Annotated in this window: 17 protein-coding genes; 8 read left to right on the top strand and 9 right to left on the bottom strand. The window is 64.0% G+C overall.

Going from position 1 to position 17,725, the window contains the following annotated elements; genetic code table 11:
• Window positions 1-109 precede the first annotated feature (109 nt).
• A complete protein-coding gene (locus DOM45_RS17025) occupies window positions 110-592 on the bottom strand; it encodes a DUF192 domain-containing protein (protein WP_110602465.1) in 483 nt (160 codons plus the stop codon).
• A gap of 31 nt (window positions 593-623) precedes the next feature.
• Window positions 624-782, bottom strand: a complete 159-nt coding sequence (locus DOM45_RS20115; protein ID WP_157958245.1) for a hypothetical protein — start codon at window positions 780-782, stop codon at window positions 624-626.
• A 230-nt stretch (window positions 783-1,012) separates the two neighbouring features.
• Between DOM45_RS20115 and DOM45_RS17020 the strand changes: the two genes are divergently transcribed.
• From DOM45_RS17020 to DOM45_RS16990, 7 genes are all read left to right on the top strand, one after another.
• Window positions 1,013-1,882 (top strand): DMT family transporter, encoded by an 870-nt coding sequence (locus DOM45_RS17020; protein WP_110602464.1) that lies wholly within the window; start codon window positions 1,013-1,015, stop codon window positions 1,880-1,882.
• Window positions 1,879-2,337, top strand: a complete 459-nt coding sequence (locus tag DOM45_RS17015; protein WP_205909494.1) for a GNAT family N-acetyltransferase — start codon at window positions 1,879-1,881, stop codon at window positions 2,335-2,337. Before DOM45_RS17020 ends, DOM45_RS17015 begins: the two co-directional genes overlap by 4 nt.
• An 80-nt stretch (window positions 2,338-2,417) precedes the next feature.
• On the top strand, window positions 2,418-2,912 hold the full coding sequence (locus DOM45_RS17010; protein ID WP_110602463.1) for a putative pterin-binding protein: 495 nt from the start codon (window positions 2,418-2,420) through the stop codon (window positions 2,910-2,912).
• On the top strand, window positions 2,909-4,507 hold the full coding sequence (locus DOM45_RS17005; protein ID WP_157958460.1) for a GGDEF domain-containing protein: 1,599 nt from the start codon (window positions 2,909-2,911) through the stop codon (window positions 4,505-4,507). Before DOM45_RS17010 ends, DOM45_RS17005 begins: the two co-directional genes overlap by 4 nt.
• A gap of 196 nt (window positions 4,508-4,703) precedes the next feature.
• Window positions 4,704-4,922, top strand: coding sequence for a DUF1656 domain-containing protein (locus DOM45_RS17000; protein WP_110602460.1), 219 nt, complete (start codon window positions 4,704-4,706; stop codon window positions 4,920-4,922).
• Window positions 4,922-5,920, top strand: coding sequence for an efflux RND transporter periplasmic adaptor subunit (locus DOM45_RS16995; RefSeq protein WP_110602458.1), 999 nt, complete (start codon window positions 4,922-4,924; stop codon window positions 5,918-5,920). The genes DOM45_RS17000 and DOM45_RS16995 overlap by 1 nt, the downstream gene beginning before the upstream one ends.
• Window positions 5,921-5,925: 5 nt before the next feature.
• Entirely contained in the window at window positions 5,926-7,989 is a 2,064-nt protein-coding gene (locus DOM45_RS16990) for an FUSC family protein (protein WP_110602753.1), read from the top strand.
• Between the two features lie 30 nt (window positions 7,990-8,019).
• On the opposite strand, the gene DOM45_RS16985 is transcribed toward DOM45_RS16990, so the two are convergent.
• The 6 genes from DOM45_RS16985 to DOM45_RS16960 form a co-directional block, all read right to left on the bottom strand.
• A complete protein-coding gene (locus DOM45_RS16985; protein ID WP_110602457.1) occupies window positions 8,020-9,057 on the bottom strand; it encodes a trans-3-hydroxy-L-proline dehydratase in 1,038 nt (345 codons plus the stop codon).
• Between the two features lie 19 nt (window positions 9,058-9,076).
• A complete protein-coding gene (locus DOM45_RS16980) occupies window positions 9,077-9,847 on the bottom strand; it encodes an ABC transporter ATP-binding protein (RefSeq protein WP_425353341.1) in 771 nt (256 codons plus the stop codon).
• Window positions 9,844-10,620: an ABC transporter ATP-binding protein gene (locus DOM45_RS16975; protein ID WP_110602456.1), complete on the bottom strand. Its 777-nt coding sequence runs from the start codon at window positions 10,618-10,620 to the stop codon at window positions 9,844-9,846. Before DOM45_RS16975 ends, DOM45_RS16980 begins: the two co-directional genes overlap by 4 nt.
• A 9-nt stretch (window positions 10,621-10,629) precedes the next feature.
• Complete coding sequence (locus DOM45_RS16970; protein WP_232822310.1) at window positions 10,630-11,643, bottom strand: branched-chain amino acid ABC transporter permease; 1,014 nt, start codon at window positions 11,641-11,643, stop codon at window positions 10,630-10,632.
• Window position 11,644: 1 nt separating this feature from the next.
• Window positions 11,645-12,559: a branched-chain amino acid ABC transporter permease gene (locus DOM45_RS16965; RefSeq protein ID WP_110602455.1), complete on the bottom strand. Its 915-nt coding sequence runs from the start codon at window positions 12,557-12,559 to the stop codon at window positions 11,645-11,647.
• 121 nt (window positions 12,560-12,680) lie between these two features.
• Complete coding sequence (locus DOM45_RS16960; protein WP_110602453.1) at window positions 12,681-13,802, bottom strand: branched-chain amino acid ABC transporter substrate-binding protein; 1,122 nt, start codon at window positions 13,800-13,802, stop codon at window positions 12,681-12,683.
• 613 nt (window positions 13,803-14,415) lie between these two features.
• Between DOM45_RS16960 and DOM45_RS16955 the strand changes: the two genes are divergently transcribed.
• Window positions 14,416-16,971: a membrane-bound PQQ-dependent dehydrogenase, glucose/quinate/shikimate family gene (locus DOM45_RS16955; RefSeq protein WP_110602452.1), complete on the top strand. Its 2,556-nt coding sequence runs from the start codon at window positions 14,416-14,418 to the stop codon at window positions 16,969-16,971.
• Between the two features lie 205 nt (window positions 16,972-17,176).
• Here DOM45_RS16955 and DOM45_RS16950 read toward each other — a convergent pair whose 3' ends face one another.
• Window positions 17,177-17,377 carry a hypothetical protein gene (locus DOM45_RS16950; RefSeq protein WP_110602451.1) on the bottom strand — a complete coding sequence of 67 codons (201 nt, stop codon included), beginning with the start codon at window positions 17,375-17,377 and terminating at the stop codon, window positions 17,177-17,179.
• Between the last annotated feature and the right edge of the window lie 348 nt (window positions 17,378-17,725).

The following is a 17,725-nucleotide window of genomic DNA, read 5'->3' as shown; positions in this document are numbered from 1 at the left end:
CGGTCAACTCCTGGACACCGTCACCATGCGCTTTTGCGGTGTTCCCAAGCCGATGGGCCGCCTCCCCTCCACCATTATCGGCATGCCTCATGCCGGAAGCGAATGCATTTCACGGCGACTCGATCCAGGGTGCGAGCTCGACACGATCGCCGACCTCGATCCCGCGTTCGGCGAAGTAGCCGGCATTGGCCTCCAGCGCGGCGCGAAAGCGCGCCCCCGCCGGGTAGACGGGGCACCGGCTCGACGCTTCGGCGCGGCAGGGAGACATGGTCCTCAGCGAACGGATCACGCCACCCTCGTCGATGAAGGCGATATCCAGCGGAATTCGAGTCCGGTACATCCAGTAGGCGCTCGTCGCCGGCTGTTCGGCGCCGTAGAGGAACAGCATTCCGGCGTCGACAGGAAGCGAATCGCGCTCCATCAGGCCTCTCGAGCGCTGCTGCGGGGTCTCGGCGACCTCGATCCGAATCGTGTGCGTGCGTTGGCCATTGTCGAGGACCAGAGCGTGGCGAGTCGGCGCTTCCGCCCAGGCCGGCATGGTGAGCAGCATCGACGCCAGCCACGCGGCGGGAATCAACGCTTGGGACAGCATGCCCTTCCCCCCCGGGTCGCGAGACTGATCGTCAAGCCTGCTCCTCCTCGTCGCGCTGACGCTGGTTGTTCTGCGCCGCGACCGCCTGACGCGTCACGGATTCGCCGCTTCCGTGGCGATGGTCGATATAGGACAGCACGAACAGCTGGGCGAAGAGAAAGCAGACGCAGAAGATGATTCCCTTGATCATGGGTTGGCTCTCGAGTGCGAAGATTCCCGACCTGGCGACGGAGAATCGGTCGATTTTGCGTAGAGTAGCGCATTCCCCGAGCTGAGAAACGCAGATTACGCCGACCGGCGAAGCGCCGAAGCCCCGTGGAAGACGACATCTCAAAATACTCTTGCTCTCGCGAGAGCCGCTGAGACAATGGGCCATCCGGCGCCTTCGTCGACGCCCCCTTCCAATGACGAGTACTGCACGTGCCCCTGAAGGACTTGCTGATCGGCCTGGGTATCATTGCCATCTGGGCTTTCAATATCATCGTGATCAAGCTTGGTATCGAGGATCTGCCGCCGCTGCTGGTGACGGTACTCCGCTTCATGCTGGTCGCCGTGCTGATCGTGCCGTTCACTCGCATCTCGCGCCAGCAGCTCGGTTGGCTCCTGGTGCTGGCCGTCACCTTTGGCGGCCTGCATTTTCCGCTGCTGTTTCTCGGCCTGCAGCATGCGGAAGCCGGTACCGGCGCGCTGCTGGTGCAGATGGGGACACCCTTCGCGACGCTGCTGGCTGCGATCTTTCTCAAGGAGAAGCTCGGCCCGCGCCGAATCTTCGGCCTGATCCTCGCCTTCGGCGGTGTCGTGGTCCTGGCCGGGGGCCCATCCCTGCCGCCGCCAGCCTCGACTGCCCTGCTGCTCGCCAGCGCCCTGTTCTGGGCCGTTTCGACCATGATCATCAAGCTCGCGCCGCCGATCGCCCCGTTGACCATGACCGGCTGGATCTCGCTGTTCGCGATACCGTTGGTCGCGACGGGCAGTTGGCTTTTCGAGGACGACCAGTGGCACGCCTTGCAGAACGCCGGCCTGGCCGGGTGGGGTGCGGTCGTGTACACCGCCTTGATGTCATCGATCGCCGCCTACGGACTCTGGTATCGGCTGCTGCAAAAGCACCCCGTCAGCCGCGTCGTACCGCTGACCCTGCTGATGCCGGTCTTCGCCGTCATCCTCGGCGTATGGCTGCTCGACGACCCGCTGGGTATCAACAAGATGGCCGGCGGCGCCATGGTCGTCGCCGGGCTGGCCGTCATCAATATTCGCTTCAGCCGCCACCGTAGATCGAGGCCCGCGCCATGAACTCCAGTCCCATGCCCGACATTCTGCCCATGACCATCGACGATCACCCGGACTTCGCCGCAATGATGTCGCGTACCCCGGGGGTGGTGCTCCGCAGCGCCGATGGCTACGCGGCGACGCAGCGCTATCTCGCGCGCAATCCCGGCCTGAGTTTCGTTGCGCGACCGGCCGTCGGGGACGGCATCGTGGGCTGCGCCATGGCGGGACACGACGGCCGTCGCGGCTATCTGCAGCATGTCATGGTCGACCCGGACTATCGCCACCTGGGGCTGGCACGAGCGATGGTCGATCGCTGCCTGACGGCACTGCTGGCGGCCGGTATCGAGAAGGTGCATCTCGACACCCTGGCGGACAATCACCAGGCGCACCGCTTCTGGCATCATCTGGGATGGGACGATCGCCGCGACGAGATCGTCAAGTTCTCCCGTGTCCTGGTCGCCGACGCCAACGCCTGAGACGGGGCGGCGAAGGCACGAGGGCGGTCCAGAAAACCGTCGCCACGCCGATAACACAAGAAAACCCGGGAAAAGCCATCATGTTGCGACCACTCATCGTCGGCATACTGATCGCGATATCGTCATTGGCGGCGCAAGCGGACGAGCCGCCCTACCCCAGGGATATGCCGCTGTTGACGCTCGTCGATCCCCACGGCCGGGTGCTGGCGTCGTTCACGCTGACGAGCCTGGAGGCGCTGCCCAGCCGCGAAGTGACGGGCTCGATCCCCGACACCAGCGATCCCGAAGCTCGCTGGTCGGGAGTGTCGATCAACGTCCTGCTGCGGAGCCAGTCGATCGCCGCGCCCGGCAGGATGCTCGCCGTGGGTCTCGACGACTACAGCGACATCATTCCCCGTTCGGACCTGGAGAACTACGATCCCGTCGTCGCCTACCGCCGCAACGGCCACTATCTCGCCGTCGATCGTTATGGGCCGCTGGTCGTCATGTATCCCTATAGCGACTATCCCGAACTCCACGAACGCACCTACTACAGCCGCACCGTATGGCAGCTGAGCGAACTGCAGCTCCAGTGAGCGGATCAGACGCCATCGGAGCCGGCAAGGGCCGACGCTGGCCGGTCATGCTGTTGATCGCGCTGGCCGGGACGATGATCGTCGCCGCGCTGGCGGGGCTCAAGCTGATCTCGGAGAAAGGCGATGACTACGCCTCGCCCGGCCTGCACACCGAGGTGTGGCAGAGCTATCAGTTGCGCTCGGAGATCCAGCGCCTGCTCGACACCGCCCATGCCGTCGAGGAGGGCCAGACAGGTGCCGCCGCGTTGATCCTGCGCCTGGGCGTCATGCGCAATACCCTCGACCCTTTCCGCCACAGCCGTGTCTTCGACTATCTGCCGCAACCCAGGCCCGAAGTACACCGGACGATCGCCCATCTCGACTCGCTCAGCGCGGGCTGGATGCAGCGGCTGGACTGGCACGACCAGGCCGGCGCAAGGCGCGTGGCCGCCGATATGCTGGCCGAGTTGCCGAGGCAATTGCGTCCGGCGCACGAGCTGATCGTCGTCTCCAATATCGCGGTCGCGGCACAACTCGACTGGGAACGCCAATCGCTGCAGCGAACGTTCCACTGGCTCACCGTCACCCTGGTGCTGCTGGCCTGCGGCTGCCTCATCCTGGCATTGCGTATCCTGAGTTCGCAGCGGCGCTCTCGTCATCTCGCCGAGGAGCTGCAGGCGCTCAACAGCTCGCTGGAGCGGCGCGTCCGGAGTCGCACGCGCCTGCTGCACGAACGCGAGGCGCTACTGCGCACGATTCTTGACTCGACGCCGAGTGACGTCACCCTGATCAGCGCCGACCAGCGCCGGATCTTCTACATCAGCGAGGACCTGCTGACCCAGACGGATACCCGGCGAGCCGAGGAGTTCCATCTCGAGACCCTGTTCGAGAATGGCGATGACTATCGACAACTCGTCGCGCGCCTGAGCCGCGGGGAGACCGTGCATCAGTTGGAGGTCAGGCTGGCGCCTCGCGCGCCTTACTGGGCCCTGCTGAGCGCGAGACCACTGCACATCCATGCGCAGTCCGCGTGGCTGATCTGGAGCCTCGACATCACCCGGCGCAAGGCGATGGAGCACAAGCTGCATCAGTTGGCCTCCACCGATGCCCTGACCGGCCTCCACAACCGGCGTGCCCTGTGGCGTGCCGCGGTGAAGCAGCTGCGCCGGGACCGGAACGCCCCACTGAGCGTGCTGTTGATCGACATCGACCACTTCAAGCGGATCAACGACGAATATGGTCATCCGGTGGGAGATCAGGCGTTGTGCGCGCTGGCCCGCCAGCTCGACGAGCTGATGCAGGAGGATGCCCTGCTCGGGCGCATCGGTGGCGAGGAGTTCGCCGTGGTGCTCTCCGGCATGTCCCCGGAAGCCGTCGCGCTGATGGCCGAACGCTTGCGCGCCGCCGTCGCCGACACTCCGTTGGTGGTGAACGACGCCGTCACGCTGTCGATGACGCTGAGCATCGGCCTGACCCAGCGTCACGAGAACGATAGCCTCAAGAGCCTGATGATGCGGGCCGACCGTGCGCTCTACCGGGCCAAGGCAGAAGGTCGCAATCGATGTTGCCATCTGCCTGCGGTGGCGCTGGCGCCCCCGGCGCTCGACGAGGCTTGAGAGGCCGACCACGACCGCTTCACCGACTATCGCTCGACGAGCCGGGCGACCGAGCGACGTCGAACATCGCCGGTTGGTGCTCGGTACCTCGGTTTCCAGCTAGACTGCTCGGTAGCCGCGACGCTCATGTCTCTGACAACGATTTCAGTAGCGTGCTAATATTATCCGTTCGTCACGCCACCGCCACAGGGAAAATATGGGTTTACAGGAAATCGCCGTCGGCGGGATCTTCATCAGTCCTCTGCTGATCTATGCCCTGTTCGGCTTCATCGCGACCATCGTCCTGCGCTCATTGCTGCACTGGATGGTCGGACAGCGTGCGCTCTGGTACGAAGCCTGGTTCGATGTCTCGCTGTTCGTGCTGTTCACTGCCGGTATCACTTTTCTGTTCTCCTTCCTGCTCGAGAGTACTTGATGCGCAATTCGCTACGTATCCTCATGACCCTCGTCGTCGTCGCGATCGCCGTGGCCGCCGGCATCTGGCTATGGAACTACTACCTCTTCACGCCGTGGACGCGTGATGCCCGGGTGCGCGCGGAGGTGGTCACCATCGCTCCCGACGTTTCCGGCTGGGTCCGCACGCTCAATGTCAACGACACCGGGTTCGTCGCCCAGGGCGACCCCCTGTTCGAGATCGACCCCGCGCGCTACCAGGCGGCTCTGGACCAGGCCCAGGCCACGGTCGAGAACCGCGAGGCCACCCTCCAGCTGCGTCAGACGGAGGCCCAGCGTCGCAACCAGTTGAGCAGCCGGTCGATCAGCGCGGAAGATCGCCAGATCGCCCAGATCAACAGCCGCGTCGCCGCCGCCAATCTCAAGCAGGCCCAGGCCGACCTCGCCAGTGCCAAGCTCGACCTGGAGCGCACTCGCGTCGTGGCGCCGATCAGCGGCCATGTGCTCAACCTGCAACTGGCCGCCGGCAACTACGTGACTCGTGGTACCCCGGTGATGGCGCTGGTGCAGTCGAACTCCTACTACGTCATGGGCTATTTCGAGGAGACCAAGATGTCCTCCATCGACGTCGGCGATCCGGCAGAGGTCATCCTGATGAACGGCGACACCCATCTGCATGGCCATGTGGCCGGTATCGGCCGCGGCATCGCCGACACCAACACCACGCTCAACAATCAGCTATTGCCGCAGGTCCAGCCGACCTTCAACTGGGTGAGGCTGGCTCAACGCATTCCGGTTCGGATCACGCTGGACCATATTCCTGACGACACTCTGCTCAGCGCCGGGATGACCGCGACGGTCAGAGTCCAGCATGCGGACGGCGAGCATCCGGCCGAGCCCGCCGGTGAGCCCGCCAGCACCACCACCCCGCGCAGCCTGCCCGCCGATCGCCGGCCGACGGCGCAGTCGCAGTCGACCGCCGAGACGTCGGCCGAGAACGCAACCGAAGCGCCGCAGTGAGCACCATGCCGCCGCTCGTCAAGACCTACCTGATGCCCGATGCCTCGGCGGTCAAGTTCGCCATCAAGACCACCGTGGCGATGATGATCGCGCTCTACCTGGCGCTCTGGTTCAATCTCGATCGTCCCTACTGGGCGTTGATTTCGGCGGCTTTTCTGCAGATCCGGCCCATGAGCGGCATGGTGATCGAAAAAGGTATCTGCCAGATCAGCGGTACCTTCATCGGCGCCGTGACGGGCATCGCCATCATGGCGCTTTTCGCCCAGGCCCGAGTGCCGGCGCTGATCACTCTGACGCTATGGATCATGCTGTGCACCTACGTCGGCTCGCTGTGGCGCAACAACTACACCTACGGCTGCCTGATGGCGGCCGTCACCGCCATGCTGATCGTGGTGATATCCAATGGGAGCACCCCCGGCGGTATCTTCGACATCGCGGTGGCGCGACTATCGGAACTGGGGCTGGGCGCCATCTGCGCCACCCTGGTCAGTTCGCTGCTGTGGCCGTCGCGAGTCGGCAAGCACCTCGCGTCGCAGGCCGACACCGTCATCAACGAAGCGTTCGAGAATGCCGCCCTGCGCCTGGAGGCGAGCAGCGACATTCCCGCCATGCAGAAAGCATTGCGAGGTAGCCTCGGCCCGTTGACGGTGCTGGAGACGGACAGTCAGGCAGCTCGCTTCGAAGGGCCGGAGGGACCGGGACGCATCCGTGCGACCCACGTGCTGACCCGACGAACGCTGCGCTTTCTGGCCAACCTCCAGGCACTGCATCAGATGCTGCACGACCACGCCGACAAGCTGGACCCCCGCAGTATCGAGATCGCACGGCAGGTGGCCCAGGGCTTTCGCGAGGCGGAGCATGTCAAGGGCGTTCCCAAGGCGCGGCAGGAGTTACAGGAACTTCGCCATCTCGTGCATGAGAGCGACGAAGCGGGCATGGCACCGCTGGACCGTCGCGCCCGGCTGGGGCTGCGGGAATCGATCGGTCACGCCATGGTGATGCTGGATGCCCGCGAGGCGATTGCGTCACCCGGTACGCACAAGCTGCGTTCGACCTCGCTGGCCTGGCATCGCGATCATCTCGCCGCCGGCATCAACGCACTGCGCTCCGGTCTGGTATTCGGCACGCTGGCCACCTTCTGGATTCTCACCGCCTGGAACAGTGCCATGGTCGCCATGCTGCTGGGGACCCTGTTCTCGTCGTTCTTCGCCAGCCGCGACAACCCGGTCGCGATCACCATGATGTTCTACAAGGGCATGCTCGCCGCCATTCCCAGCGCGTTCCTGTTCGGCCACGTGCTGCTGTCGCAGGCCAACGGTTTCCCGATGCTGGCGCTGCTGTTCGGCACGCCGCTGTTCCTGGGGCTCCTGGGCGCGACCAATCCGGCCACGATGGGCTACTGCCTCGCCTTCACGATCTTCAATATCCTGCTGACCATGCCCGGCAACAACATGGATTTCTCCTTCGACAGCTTCGCCAACCGGGCGGTGGCGGTGATCATCGGCCTGACCTGCGTAGTGATGGGTTTCCGGCTGCTGCCCGGACTGGGCACGCGGCTACGCCGGCGTCGCCTGATCAACGCCATCTCCCGGGACATCCACCAGCTGCGGCGACGTTCCATACGCGATGCCGAAACCCGCTTCAGTGGCCACATGGCCGATCGCATACTGCAGTTGGCGCAGCACGACGACATGCTGCCCGAAGACCAGCGCCACCTGTTCATCCTCGGCTTGACGGGGCTGGACCTGGGGACGGCCACGCTGCGACTGCGGGATCGGCTCGACGACGCCCCTCATCCCATGATCCGGCGTGCCCATCGCCAGTTGCTGCGGGCGCTGGCCAGCGGCTTCGAGGAGAGCGCCAACGGCCGCCAGCCGCAGGGCATTCGCGAGGCCGGCAAGCGCCTGGACGAGGCCATTGCCGAGCATGGCGATGTCGCCGCCGATCGGCGGGTGCTTCTGGAGGGCCTGGTCGAGCGTCTCGAACTGGCGCTGGAGCGGCTGGGGCGAATCATGGCCGAGCGGCCACGTATCAAGCCCGATCGCCAGCCCGAGCCCGCGACATCCTGACCGCGACCCACGCTCCGACGAACCGGCGTTTCACCGCGCTCCGATTCGTGGCCAGGTGTCGGCGAGCCGGTAGCCGCCAGGCCACGGATCCTGTGGATCGAGAGTGTACTGGTGGGTGCCGGTGATATAAGCACGGCCGCGGATCAGCGGCGTTACCGCCGCCACGTCGCCGACGCGAGTCGTGCCGTCGAGTCGGCAGACAAAACGGGAATCGATGATCGATTCGCCGATGAAGGTCTCGTTCAATCCCAGTTTGCCCTGGGCGTGCAGCAGCGCCATGCGTGCCGAACAGCCGGTGCCGGTGGGCGAACGGTCGAGCTTGCCGGGTTGAATCGCCACCGTATTGCGTCCCAGCCAGGCGTCGCCCTCCCGTATCAGCGGCGCGGCGATCTGGCAGAACGAGACGTGCCGCCAATCGGGATTGGTGGGATGGCGGAACCCGAACTGCTCGTTGACCGCATTGGTGATCCGGATGCCGGCCTCGACCAGCTCCCGCGCCTCGTCCGGCACCAGCCGGAAGCCGAGATCCTCGGCGTCGACGATCACGAAGCTGTCGCCACCGAAAACCGTGTCGACACGCAGCGTGCCCAGCCCCGGAACCTCCAGTTGCAGGTCCCGCTGATCGACGAAGGCCGGCAGGTTGCGCACGGTGACGTCGAGGACGCGGCCGTTCTCGCAGCGCGCCACGGCTTCTATCACGCCACCGGGAGCCTCGAGCACGAGATGGGTTTCCGGCTCACGCATGGGCAGGATGCCGGTCTCGAGCAGCACGGTCACCACGCACAAACTGTTGGAACCGGACATCGGCGGCGTGTCTTCCGGCTCCATGATGATCCAGCCCATCTGCGCGCGGGGGTCCCTGGCCGGCACCAGCAGGTTGACGTGGCGAAAGACGCCGCCGCGCGGCTCGTTGAGCATGAAGTCACGCAGGGTCCGGTCGCGGGCGATCCAGCGCGACTGCGCCCAGAGTGTCTCTCCGGGCGGCGGTGCCACGCCGCCCACGATGACGTCTCCCACTTCGCCCTCGGCGTGACAGCCGACGACATGGATCACGCGGCTCGTCTGCATGTTCCCCTCCCGCGTTGCGCTACTCGCCCACCCCCAGGTAGGCCTTCACGATCGATTCGTCCTGGCGAAGTTCGGCAGCCGCCCCCTGCATCCGAATCTCGCCGTTCTCGATCACGTAGGCGTAATGCGCCAGGCGCAATGCCAGACGCGCGTTCTGTTCGACCAGCAGGATCGTGGTGCCGGCCTCGTTGAGCCGCTTGATGATGCGCATGATGTCGGTCACGAGCTTGGGCGCCAGCCCCATCGAGGGCTCGTCGAGCAGCATCACGCTGGGGCCGTGCATCAACGCGCGCCCCATCGCCAGCATCTGCTGCTGGCCGCCGGAGAGCAGCGACCCATCCTGATGGCGACGCTCGTGGAGGATCGGAAAGAGTGCGTAGACTTCGTCGAGTCGTTGCCGGCGCAACCCGCTGTCCTTGACCGTGAACGCGCCCAGTTCCAGGTTCTCCTTGACCGTCAGCCCGCGCAGGATGCGTCTTCCCTCGGGCACGTGAACCACGCCACGCCGGGCGATCTCGTGGGCGGCCAGCTTGGCGATCGACTCACCCTCCAGCTGGACCTCGCCCCGCTGCGCCCGGACCAGCCCGGAAATGGTCTTGAGCGTGGTCGACTTGCCGGCCCCGTTGCTGCCCAGCAAGGTCACGATCTCGCCCTCGTGGACATCCAGCGAGACGCCCCGCAGCGCCTGAATCTGACCGTAGAAGGCTTCGACATCGCGGATGCCGAGACGCACCTTGCCCGGGCGCGAATCGATTGCCGGCGCGTCGGTCTGGTCAATGGTCTGTATCACAGTGCCAGCTCCTCGTCGTCCTGGCCGAGATAGGCCTCGATCACCTTGGGATCGTTCTGCACCGAGTGGGGGTCGCCCTCGGTGATCAAACTGCCGTGATCGAGCACGCTGATGCGCTCGGAGACATTCATCACCAGGCTCATGTCGTGCTCGATCAGCAGCACGGCGACGCCGCGCTCGTCCCGGATACGTCGAATCAGTTCGATCAGCGCCTGCTTCTCGCCGCTGTTGAGGCCCGCCGCCGGCTCGTCGAGCAACAGGAGCTTGGGCTCGGTGGCCAGGGCGCGGGCGATCTCGACGCGGCGCTGGTGGCCGTAGGCGAGATTGGTCGCCAGCCGGTCCTGGTGCCCCATCAGGCCGACGAAATCGAGGCATTCGAGGCTGGTCTCGAGAATCCGCCGCTCCTCGGCGCGCTGACTCGGCAGCCGCAGAATGGCCGCCAAGGCACCGGCCCGGCTGCGACAGTGCTGCCCCGCCATGACGTTCTCGAGCACCGACATCTCACGGAACAGCCGCACGTTCTGGAAGGTCCGGGCGATCCCCAGGCGGGTGACGGCATGAGGCTTGCGCTTGACGATCTGCTCGCCATCCAGCGTGATGTCGCCCTGCTGGGGCCGATAGAAGCCGGTGATGACGTTGAACATCGACGTCTTGCCGGCGCCATTGGGGCCGATCAGACTATGGATACGCCCCGCGGCGACGCCGAAGTCGACCTCGTGCAGTACGGTGTTGCCGGCGAAGCTCAGCGACACCTGTTTCAGTTGCAGCAGCATCGCTTTCCCCTATGAACGTTTCTCGGGCCAGATACCGCTCGGCCGGAACAGCATGATCAGCAGCAGCAGGACCGCGAAGATCAGCAGTCGCAGGGTGCCGAAATCGCGCAGCAATTCGGGCCCGAGCACGACGATGAACGCCCCCAGAATGACGCCGGGGATCTTGCCCATGCCACCCAGCACCACTGCCAGCAGAATCAGTACGGATTGCTGGAAGCTGAAGCTCTCCGGCGAGATGGCGCCCAGATTCACCGAGAAGAAGATTCCCCCGATCGCCCCGAAGATGGCGCCGGTCACATAGGCCGCCAGTTTGGTCGCAACCCGGTTGATCCCCATCGCCTCGGCCGCATCCTCGTCGTGGCGCACGTAGAGCCATGCCCGGCCCAGACGGGAGTCGAACAGCCGCTGGCTGGCGACATAGGCAAGCACCGCCAGTACCACGAAGACGTAATAGAAGTCGATCGAGCTGTCGATGTGCCAGCCGAACAGCGACGGTTCCGGGATATGCGACAGCCCGCTGGCGCCGCCGGTGATCTCCAGGTTGCGCGCGGTAAAGCGCACGATCTCACCGAACCCCAGGGTCACGATGGCGAGATAGTCGCTGCGCAAGCGCAGGGTCGGCCCGCCGATGATGACCCCGGCGAGCGCCGCCGCCATCAGGGCAAAGGGGATCGCGGCCCAGAAATTGACGCCGAACTGCTGGGTCAGGATACCGACGGTATAGGCACCGACCGCGAAGAAGGCGGCATAGCCGAGATCGAGCAGCCCGGCGTAGCCGACCACGATATTCAGCCCCAGACACAGCACGACGTAGAGCAGCGCGTTGGTCAGAATGACGGTGGTGTACTGACTCGAGATCCACGGGGTGACGATCAGGATCGCCAGAATCGTGAGATGAAGCGCCCGCCGCCGCCCCGGCGATTCGAAGGCTGCGTAGAGTTTCTGGAGTGGATTGCGCGGTTTCGCCCGGCCGGAATCGTGCTCGTCGACATCGGTGGGCGTCGGTGGCGAATGCTTGTCCATGTCACATCCTCTCCACTTCGGATTTGCCCAGCAGGCCGGTGGGTTTGAACACCAGTACCAGAATCAGGATCGAGAAGGTGAAGACATCCTTCCACTCGCTGCCGATGAACGGAATATGAGTGCCGAAGGACTCCAGCAGCCCCAGAATCAGACCTCCCAGCATCGCACCGGTGATGCTGCCGATACCGCCGATCACCGCGGCGGTGAACGCCTTGAGCCCGATCAGAAACCCCATGAAGTACCAGATGCTGCCGTAATAGGCGCCAGCCATCGTCCCTGCGGCGGCAGCCAGTCCCGAACCGATGAAGAAGGTCACCGCAATGACGGCGGAGACGTTGATCCCCATCATCCGGCACATGTCCTTGTCGATGGAGACCGCGCGCATCGCCCGTCCATAAAGCGTCCTGGAGACGAACAGCTCGAGCGCGATCATCAGCACGGCGGCGGCCGCCACCAGCACGATCTGGTTGTAGGAGAGGAAAAGATTGCCGAGACTGATGCCGCCGAAGCCGAGATCGGTACTGAAGGCCGTGTACTGGCCGCCGGTCAGCGCCAGCGCCGCGTTCTGCAGTACCAACGAAACCGCCAGTGCGGTGATCAGTATCGACAGCCGCGGCGCGCCGAGCATCGGATGATAAGCCACCCGTTCGATCACCACCCCGAGGCAACCGACGGCAAGCATTGCCAGCAGCATGGCCACGAAGATGCCGAGCCAGCCGGCCCCGAGAAAGCCGGAGACCAGCGACAGCCCGCCGAACCCGGCGAAGGCACCGGTCATGTAGAGATCGCCGTGGGCGAAGTTGAGCAGCTTGATGACCCCGAACACCATGGTGTAACCGAGCGCCACCAGGGCATAGAAAGAGCCCAGCACCAGCCCGTCGACGAGCTGCTGCAGAAAAGAATCGTACCAGGTCATGGCGTTTGTCTCTGGCCAGCGAACAGCGGATGAGGAAGACGAACGCGGCGTGGAGATCAAGCTCTACGCGGCGTTCCAACACCACCGGTTCGAGCGGAAGCCCGAACCGGTGATGCAGCCGTCATTTTTCGTAGCGGGTCCACTTGCCGCCCTGCCCCTCGAGCACCACGAAATTGCTTCGCGCCAGGGTGTGCTGCGGCGTGAAGGAGATCGGACCGGCCAGCCATTCCTGGCCATCGGCACTATTGAGTGCCTTGATGATGGCATCGCCATCGGTGGAGCCAGCCTTGTCGATGGCCCAGGCCATCAATTGCATGCCATCGTAGGCGAGCGGCGCGTACGGCCCCGGCGCATTGCCGAATTTCGACTGGTAGTCGCTGGCGAACTGCTTGGCAGCCGGCAGGAAGTCGGCCGTCGGGTTGGAGAAGGCAAATACGCCCTCGGCGGCCTTGCCGGCGATATTGAACAGCTCCGGCGAGTTGGAACCGTCACCCACCGCGATGATGCCCTGGAAGCCGCGCTGACGTAGCTGGCGAATCAGCAGGCCGCCATCGGCATAGTAGGCGGTCCAGAACACCGCCTCGGCGCCGGAGCCCCGGATCTTGTTGACCAGGGCGGAGAAGTCCTGCTCCCCCTTGTTGACGTACTCGAAGGCGGAGACAGTATGGCCCGCGGCGGTCCAGGCATCGCGAGTCAGATTGGCCAGGTCCTGCGAATAGGCGTCACCCTGGTTGACGATGGCCAGTTTCTCGATGCCCTTGCCCTCGAAGAAATCGAGCGCGGTCTTGGCCTGGTCGTCACCGGTGGAGTTGATCATCACCGCATTGCCAGGGTTGGCCGGGATCAATTGCGTCGAGTTGGCCGCCACGATGACGAACGGGATATTGGCATCGCCGTAGGTCTTGAGCGTCGGCTGAGTCGCTCCGGAGCAGTAACCGCCCACGACACCCACCACTTCCTGCGACGCCAGTCGACTGGCTGCGTTGACCGACTGCTGAGGGTCGCAGGCGGTGTCCCCGGAGATCAGTTCGATCTGGCGACCATCCAGCAGGCCACCATCGGCGTTGATCTCGTCCGCGGCCAGCGATATGGCGTTGAACATATCCTTGCCGTAGGTCGCCTCGGAACCGGTCGTCGGCGCCTGCACGCCGATGACGATCGGACCTTCCTGTGCCATGACCAGAGATCCCCCGGCCAGACTCAGGGCGGTCGTAACGGTGACCAGCTTGAGAAATTTATTCATACAACGATTACTCCCTTCTGCGCTTATTGTTCGTTCGTACTGCAAAGGGGTCGGGCGTTGCGCCCTTCCGTTCGAGGCCGTGATCCAGGCGACGTTGAGTCATCCTGCCACGAAAAATTACGTTTCGACACCGAGCTTTTCGTCGACACTAGGCTTTTCGTATAAAATATACAAGAGACATGGAGAGCAACTTTGGCGTCAACTGAAGTCTCTCTTCGCGCATTGGTTCTTCGCCGATCCCGGGCACGAGAGCGGGCAGTGAAAGGTCATCAAGCCGTGGTCGCCGGACAGCCGGGGCTGGCCATGCCCAAGGCTTCCCAACAAAAACTCGCTCTTGCGACTTCCGCCTGGCGCATTGGGAGGCAGATCCCTTCACCACCGCTAGCGTTTCGACCGAAGCGACAGCGCACGGGCACTCCCGCAGCTTGGCGACTGCCACTAAGTTGCCTCCGACAAATGGCGTCGAGTCGGCCCGTTTTCGGCCTGAATTCATCGTCAGCTTCCATTACCATGACTACGCTTGTCCCATGCGACAGCTTGTCGCATGGGGTCATTGATCGCATCGGAGTATGCGGTCACTCGGCAGTCAATAAGTCATTCAAGGGAGAGTTCTGTGGCCACTACGACTTCTTCCGGCGGCGCTGGCAGTGTGTTCGCCAAGCTCGTCGGAATCATTGTTGCGCTTGTCGGGCTGGCTCTGGGAGCCGGCGGCGCCTATCTAGCGACATTGGGCGGCTCCTGGTATTACCTGGTCGCCGGTGTATTGATGCTGATTTCCGGCATCCAACTGTTTCGCGGCAGGGTTTCCGGTGCCGTCATTTACGGTGTCGTCTTCGTAGGGACGTTCTTGTGGGCCGCTTGGGAATCGGGACTGAATTACTGGCGCTGGATTCCACGCCTGGATGTCGTACTGATTCTCGCCATCCTGGTAGCGCTGGTTACGCCTGCGCTCAAAGACGGACCCACCCGCAAGACCGGCTTCTCCCTGGCGGGCGTTCTATTCCTTGGCCTGATCGTCGCGGGCGCCTTGGCATTCGTTCCCGGTCGCGGCTACCAGCACCTCGAGGACGTCCCGGCGGTCGCTGACGAGTCCCTCTCGACGGACGTGGGCGATGCCCAGCCTGCCGATGTACCGGCCGATGGAGACTGGGCCGCTTACGGTCGTGACTCCGCTGCGACTCGCTACTCACCCGCAGACCAGATCACCCCGGACAATGTGGGCGACCTGGAAGTGGCGTGGCAGTACCGCACCGGCGATATTCTGGATCACCGCTGGGGCGCCGAGACCACACCGCTGAAAGTCGGCGATGACGTCTTCCTGTGCACCTCCCGCAACATCCTGATCTCCCTGAATGCTGCGACCGGTGAAGAGAACTGGCGCTACGACCCGGTCGTATCGGAGGATGCGATTCCTTACACCGCCGCCTGCCGTGGCGTGACCTATTACGAAGTGCCGGAAGATCGCCTGGACCCATCCGCCGAATCGGCGACCGCCGATGAGCAGGGTGAACAGACAGCGGCGACCGACACCCAGGAAGGCGACGACGGGACAGCGGGCGACGACACGCCGCAGCAGCCGGCCGTCGCAGCCAATGAGGCGCAAACCTGCCGCGCCAGGATCATCTCCGGCACCCTCGACGGTCGCATCATCGAGGTCGATGCCGCTACCGGCGAGCCCTGCACCGATTTCGGCGACAACGGCCAGGTCGACATCAAGCGCAACATGGGCGAGACCCCGCCGGGCTACGTGTCGATCAATTCGGCTCCCGTCGTCGTGCGTGACATCGTCGTGACCGGCCACCAGGTATTGGACGGCCAGCGGCGTTATCCGCCGTCCGGCGTGATCAAGGGCTTTGACGCGGTAACAGGTGAGCTGCAGTGGGCGTGGGACGCCGGGCGGCCGGATCAGAGCGAACCGCTGACGGGCGATGAAACCTACGTCCGTGGCTCGCCCAACATGTGGACTACCGCCGCCGGTGACAGCAAGCTGGGACTAGTCTATCTACCGATGGCCAACAGCGCTGCCGACTACTGGAGCAGCTCGCGGACGCCGGAAGAGAACGAGTGGGCCAGCTCCATGGTCGCCCTCGATGTCGAAACGGGCCTGCCAAAGTGGCATTTCCAGACGGCGCACAAGGACGTCTGGGATTACGATCCCGGTTCGCAGCCGACCTTGATCGACTTTCCCACCGGTAACGGCAAAGTGCCGGCACTGGTCATGCCGACCAAGCAGGGCGATATCTACGTATTCAATCGCGAGACAGGCGAACTGCTCGGCGGTGGCGCCGAAGAGCGCCCGGTCCCCCAAGGGGGTGCCGAACCGGAGCAGCGTAGCGAGACCCAGCCGTTTTCGCTCTACGCGACGCTGCGCCAGCCGGATATCGACGAGAAAGACATGTGGGGCATGACCCCGTTCGATCAACTGTTCTGCCGAATCCAGTATCGCCAGGCAAGCTGGAAAGGCATGTATACGCCGCCCACCGCCGAACAGCCGTGGATCCAGTACACCGGTTACAACGGAGGCTCCGACTGGGGCAGCGTGGCGATCGATCCGCATCGCGGTGTGATCATCGCCAACTATAACGACATGCCCAACTACAACGAGCTGGTGCCGCGCGATGTAGCCAACAAGCTCGGCTGGGTGCCGCGCGAAGAGCAGAAGGAAGACAGCGGCGGTGCGGAAGGCGCCGGAGACCCTCAAGCCAACACGCCTTACGCGATCAACGTCAATGCTGGCTGGCGCGTGCCCTACACCGGCATGCTGTGCAAGCAGCCGCCGTATGGCCACATCCGCGCCATCGACCTGGCGAGCGGCGACACATTGTGGGATCGACCACTGGGCACCGCCCGGGCCAATGGTCCCTGGGGTATCCGCTCAGGCCTGCCGATCGACATAGGGACGCCCAACAACGGCGGCTCCGTGGTCACCGCCGGCGGGCTGATCTTCATTGCCGCGGCAACCGACGACCTGATCCGTGCCATCGACATCGAGAGCGGCAAGACGATCTGGCAGGCGCCGCTGCCGGCCGGCGGTCAGGCCAATCCGATGGTCTACGAAGCCAACGGCCGTCAATACGTGGTCATCGTCGCCACGGGCCACCACTTCATGGAGACTCCCACCGGGGACTATGTGATCGCCTACGCACTGCCGGAGGGTGAAGGGTCCTGACCGTCTGACTGGGTCATCCTGCCTGGGCGAGATTCGGGCAGGATGGTCCAGGCGACAATTCGTGGGACAACCATAAATGACAGAAGCCCGAGCTCCACTGATGTGGGCTCGGGCTTCTTGGTTGAGACCGTCCAGCAGGTTCGGTCTCTCCGAAGGGGCGGCAGTCGGTCTTCAGTTACCAGACTATCGCTACTTCATGGCTGTATTAATTCTGTGCGTCTTCCGCTTTATCCTGAATGTCTTCACCCGCGTCTTCCATGGCGTCGCCAGCATTATCCACGGCATTGTCGACTGACTCTCCAGCCTCTTCGGCCGGGCCTTCATCGTTATCGCAAGCAACCACGCCAAAGGCCATAAAGCCTACCAGCATTGCCATCGCCATTTTTTTCAGTAGTTCGGTGCGCATCGAATCTTCTCCTTGGTAACAGCTTCCATGTATTGCCCACTCAACATAGCCGTTGATCGCACAATCATCCAACGGTAAACGCACCTTCCCCAATTCATCCTAATTGCCAGGCGGGCAATCTAAAGTTGTCGGCTTTTAGCGTCGCCAATCTTTTAATTTCCACCCGCGCAACGCAAACAGACAAGGCACCTGGCAAACGAAGCGTCACGAACCTTGTCGATGGGAAGAATAGAGGCGCCCTCCCCGGTCCCCAGCCAGTGAATCTGCGCTCCAAGCGCAAACGTGGACTTACCGCGGAAGTCGCCGAGCCGAGTTCATGGCCCGTCGCCCGTAGCCCGAGCTCGTAGC

The organism is Salinicola lusitanus, from assembly GCF_003206045.1.
GTDB lineage: Bacteria > Pseudomonadota > Gammaproteobacteria > Pseudomonadales > Halomonadaceae > Salinicola > Salinicola lusitanus.
Note: the sequence above shows the minus strand (reverse complement) of the source record. Positions and strands in the feature narration are given on the sequence as shown.

Bases quoted from the DNA above. Each gene is read 5' to 3' on its own strand.
- DOM45_RS17010 (WP_110602463.1), top strand. From the start codon at position 2,418: ATGTTGCGACCACTCATCGTCGGCATACTGATCGCGATATCGTCATTG.
- DOM45_RS16965 (WP_110602455.1), bottom strand. From the start codon at position 12,559: ATGACCTGGTACGATTCTTTTCTGCAGCAGCTCGTCGACGGGCTGGTG.
- DOM45_RS16990 (WP_110602753.1), top strand. From the start codon at position 5,926: ATGCCGCCGCTCGTCAAGACCTACCTGATGCCCGATGCCTCGGCGGTC.
- DOM45_RS17000 (WP_110602460.1), top strand. From the start codon at position 4,704: ATGGGTTTACAGGAAATCGCCGTCGGCGGGATCTTCATCAGTCCTCTG.
- DOM45_RS17015 (WP_205909494.1), top strand. From the start codon at position 1,879: ATGAACTCCAGTCCCATGCCCGACATTCTGCCCATGACCATCGACGAT.
- DOM45_RS17025 (WP_110602465.1), bottom strand. From the start codon at position 592: ATGCTGTCCCAAGCGTTGATTCCCGCCGCGTGGCTGGCGTCGATGCTG.
- DOM45_RS16960 (WP_110602453.1), bottom strand. From the start codon at position 13,802: ATGAATAAATTTCTCAAGCTGGTCACCGTTACGACCGCCCTGAGTCTG.
- DOM45_RS20115 (WP_157958245.1), bottom strand. From the start codon at position 782: ATGATCAAGGGAATCATCTTCTGCGTCTGCTTTCTCTTCGCCCAGCTG.
- DOM45_RS16985 (WP_110602457.1), bottom strand. From the start codon at position 9,057: ATGCAGACGAGCCGCGTGATCCATGTCGTCGGCTGTCACGCCGAGGGC.
- DOM45_RS16950 (WP_110602451.1), bottom strand. From the start codon at position 17,377: ATGCGCACCGAACTACTGAAAAAAATGGCGATGGCAATGCTGGTAGGC.
- DOM45_RS16995 (WP_110602458.1), top strand. From the start codon at position 4,922: ATGCGCAATTCGCTACGTATCCTCATGACCCTCGTCGTCGTCGCGATC.
- DOM45_RS16970 (WP_232822310.1), bottom strand. From the start codon at position 11,643: ATGGACAAGCATTCGCCACCGACGCCCACCGATGTCGACGAGCACGAT.
- DOM45_RS16975 (WP_110602456.1), bottom strand. From the start codon at position 10,620: ATGCTGCTGCAACTGAAACAGGTGTCGCTGAGCTTCGCCGGCAACACC.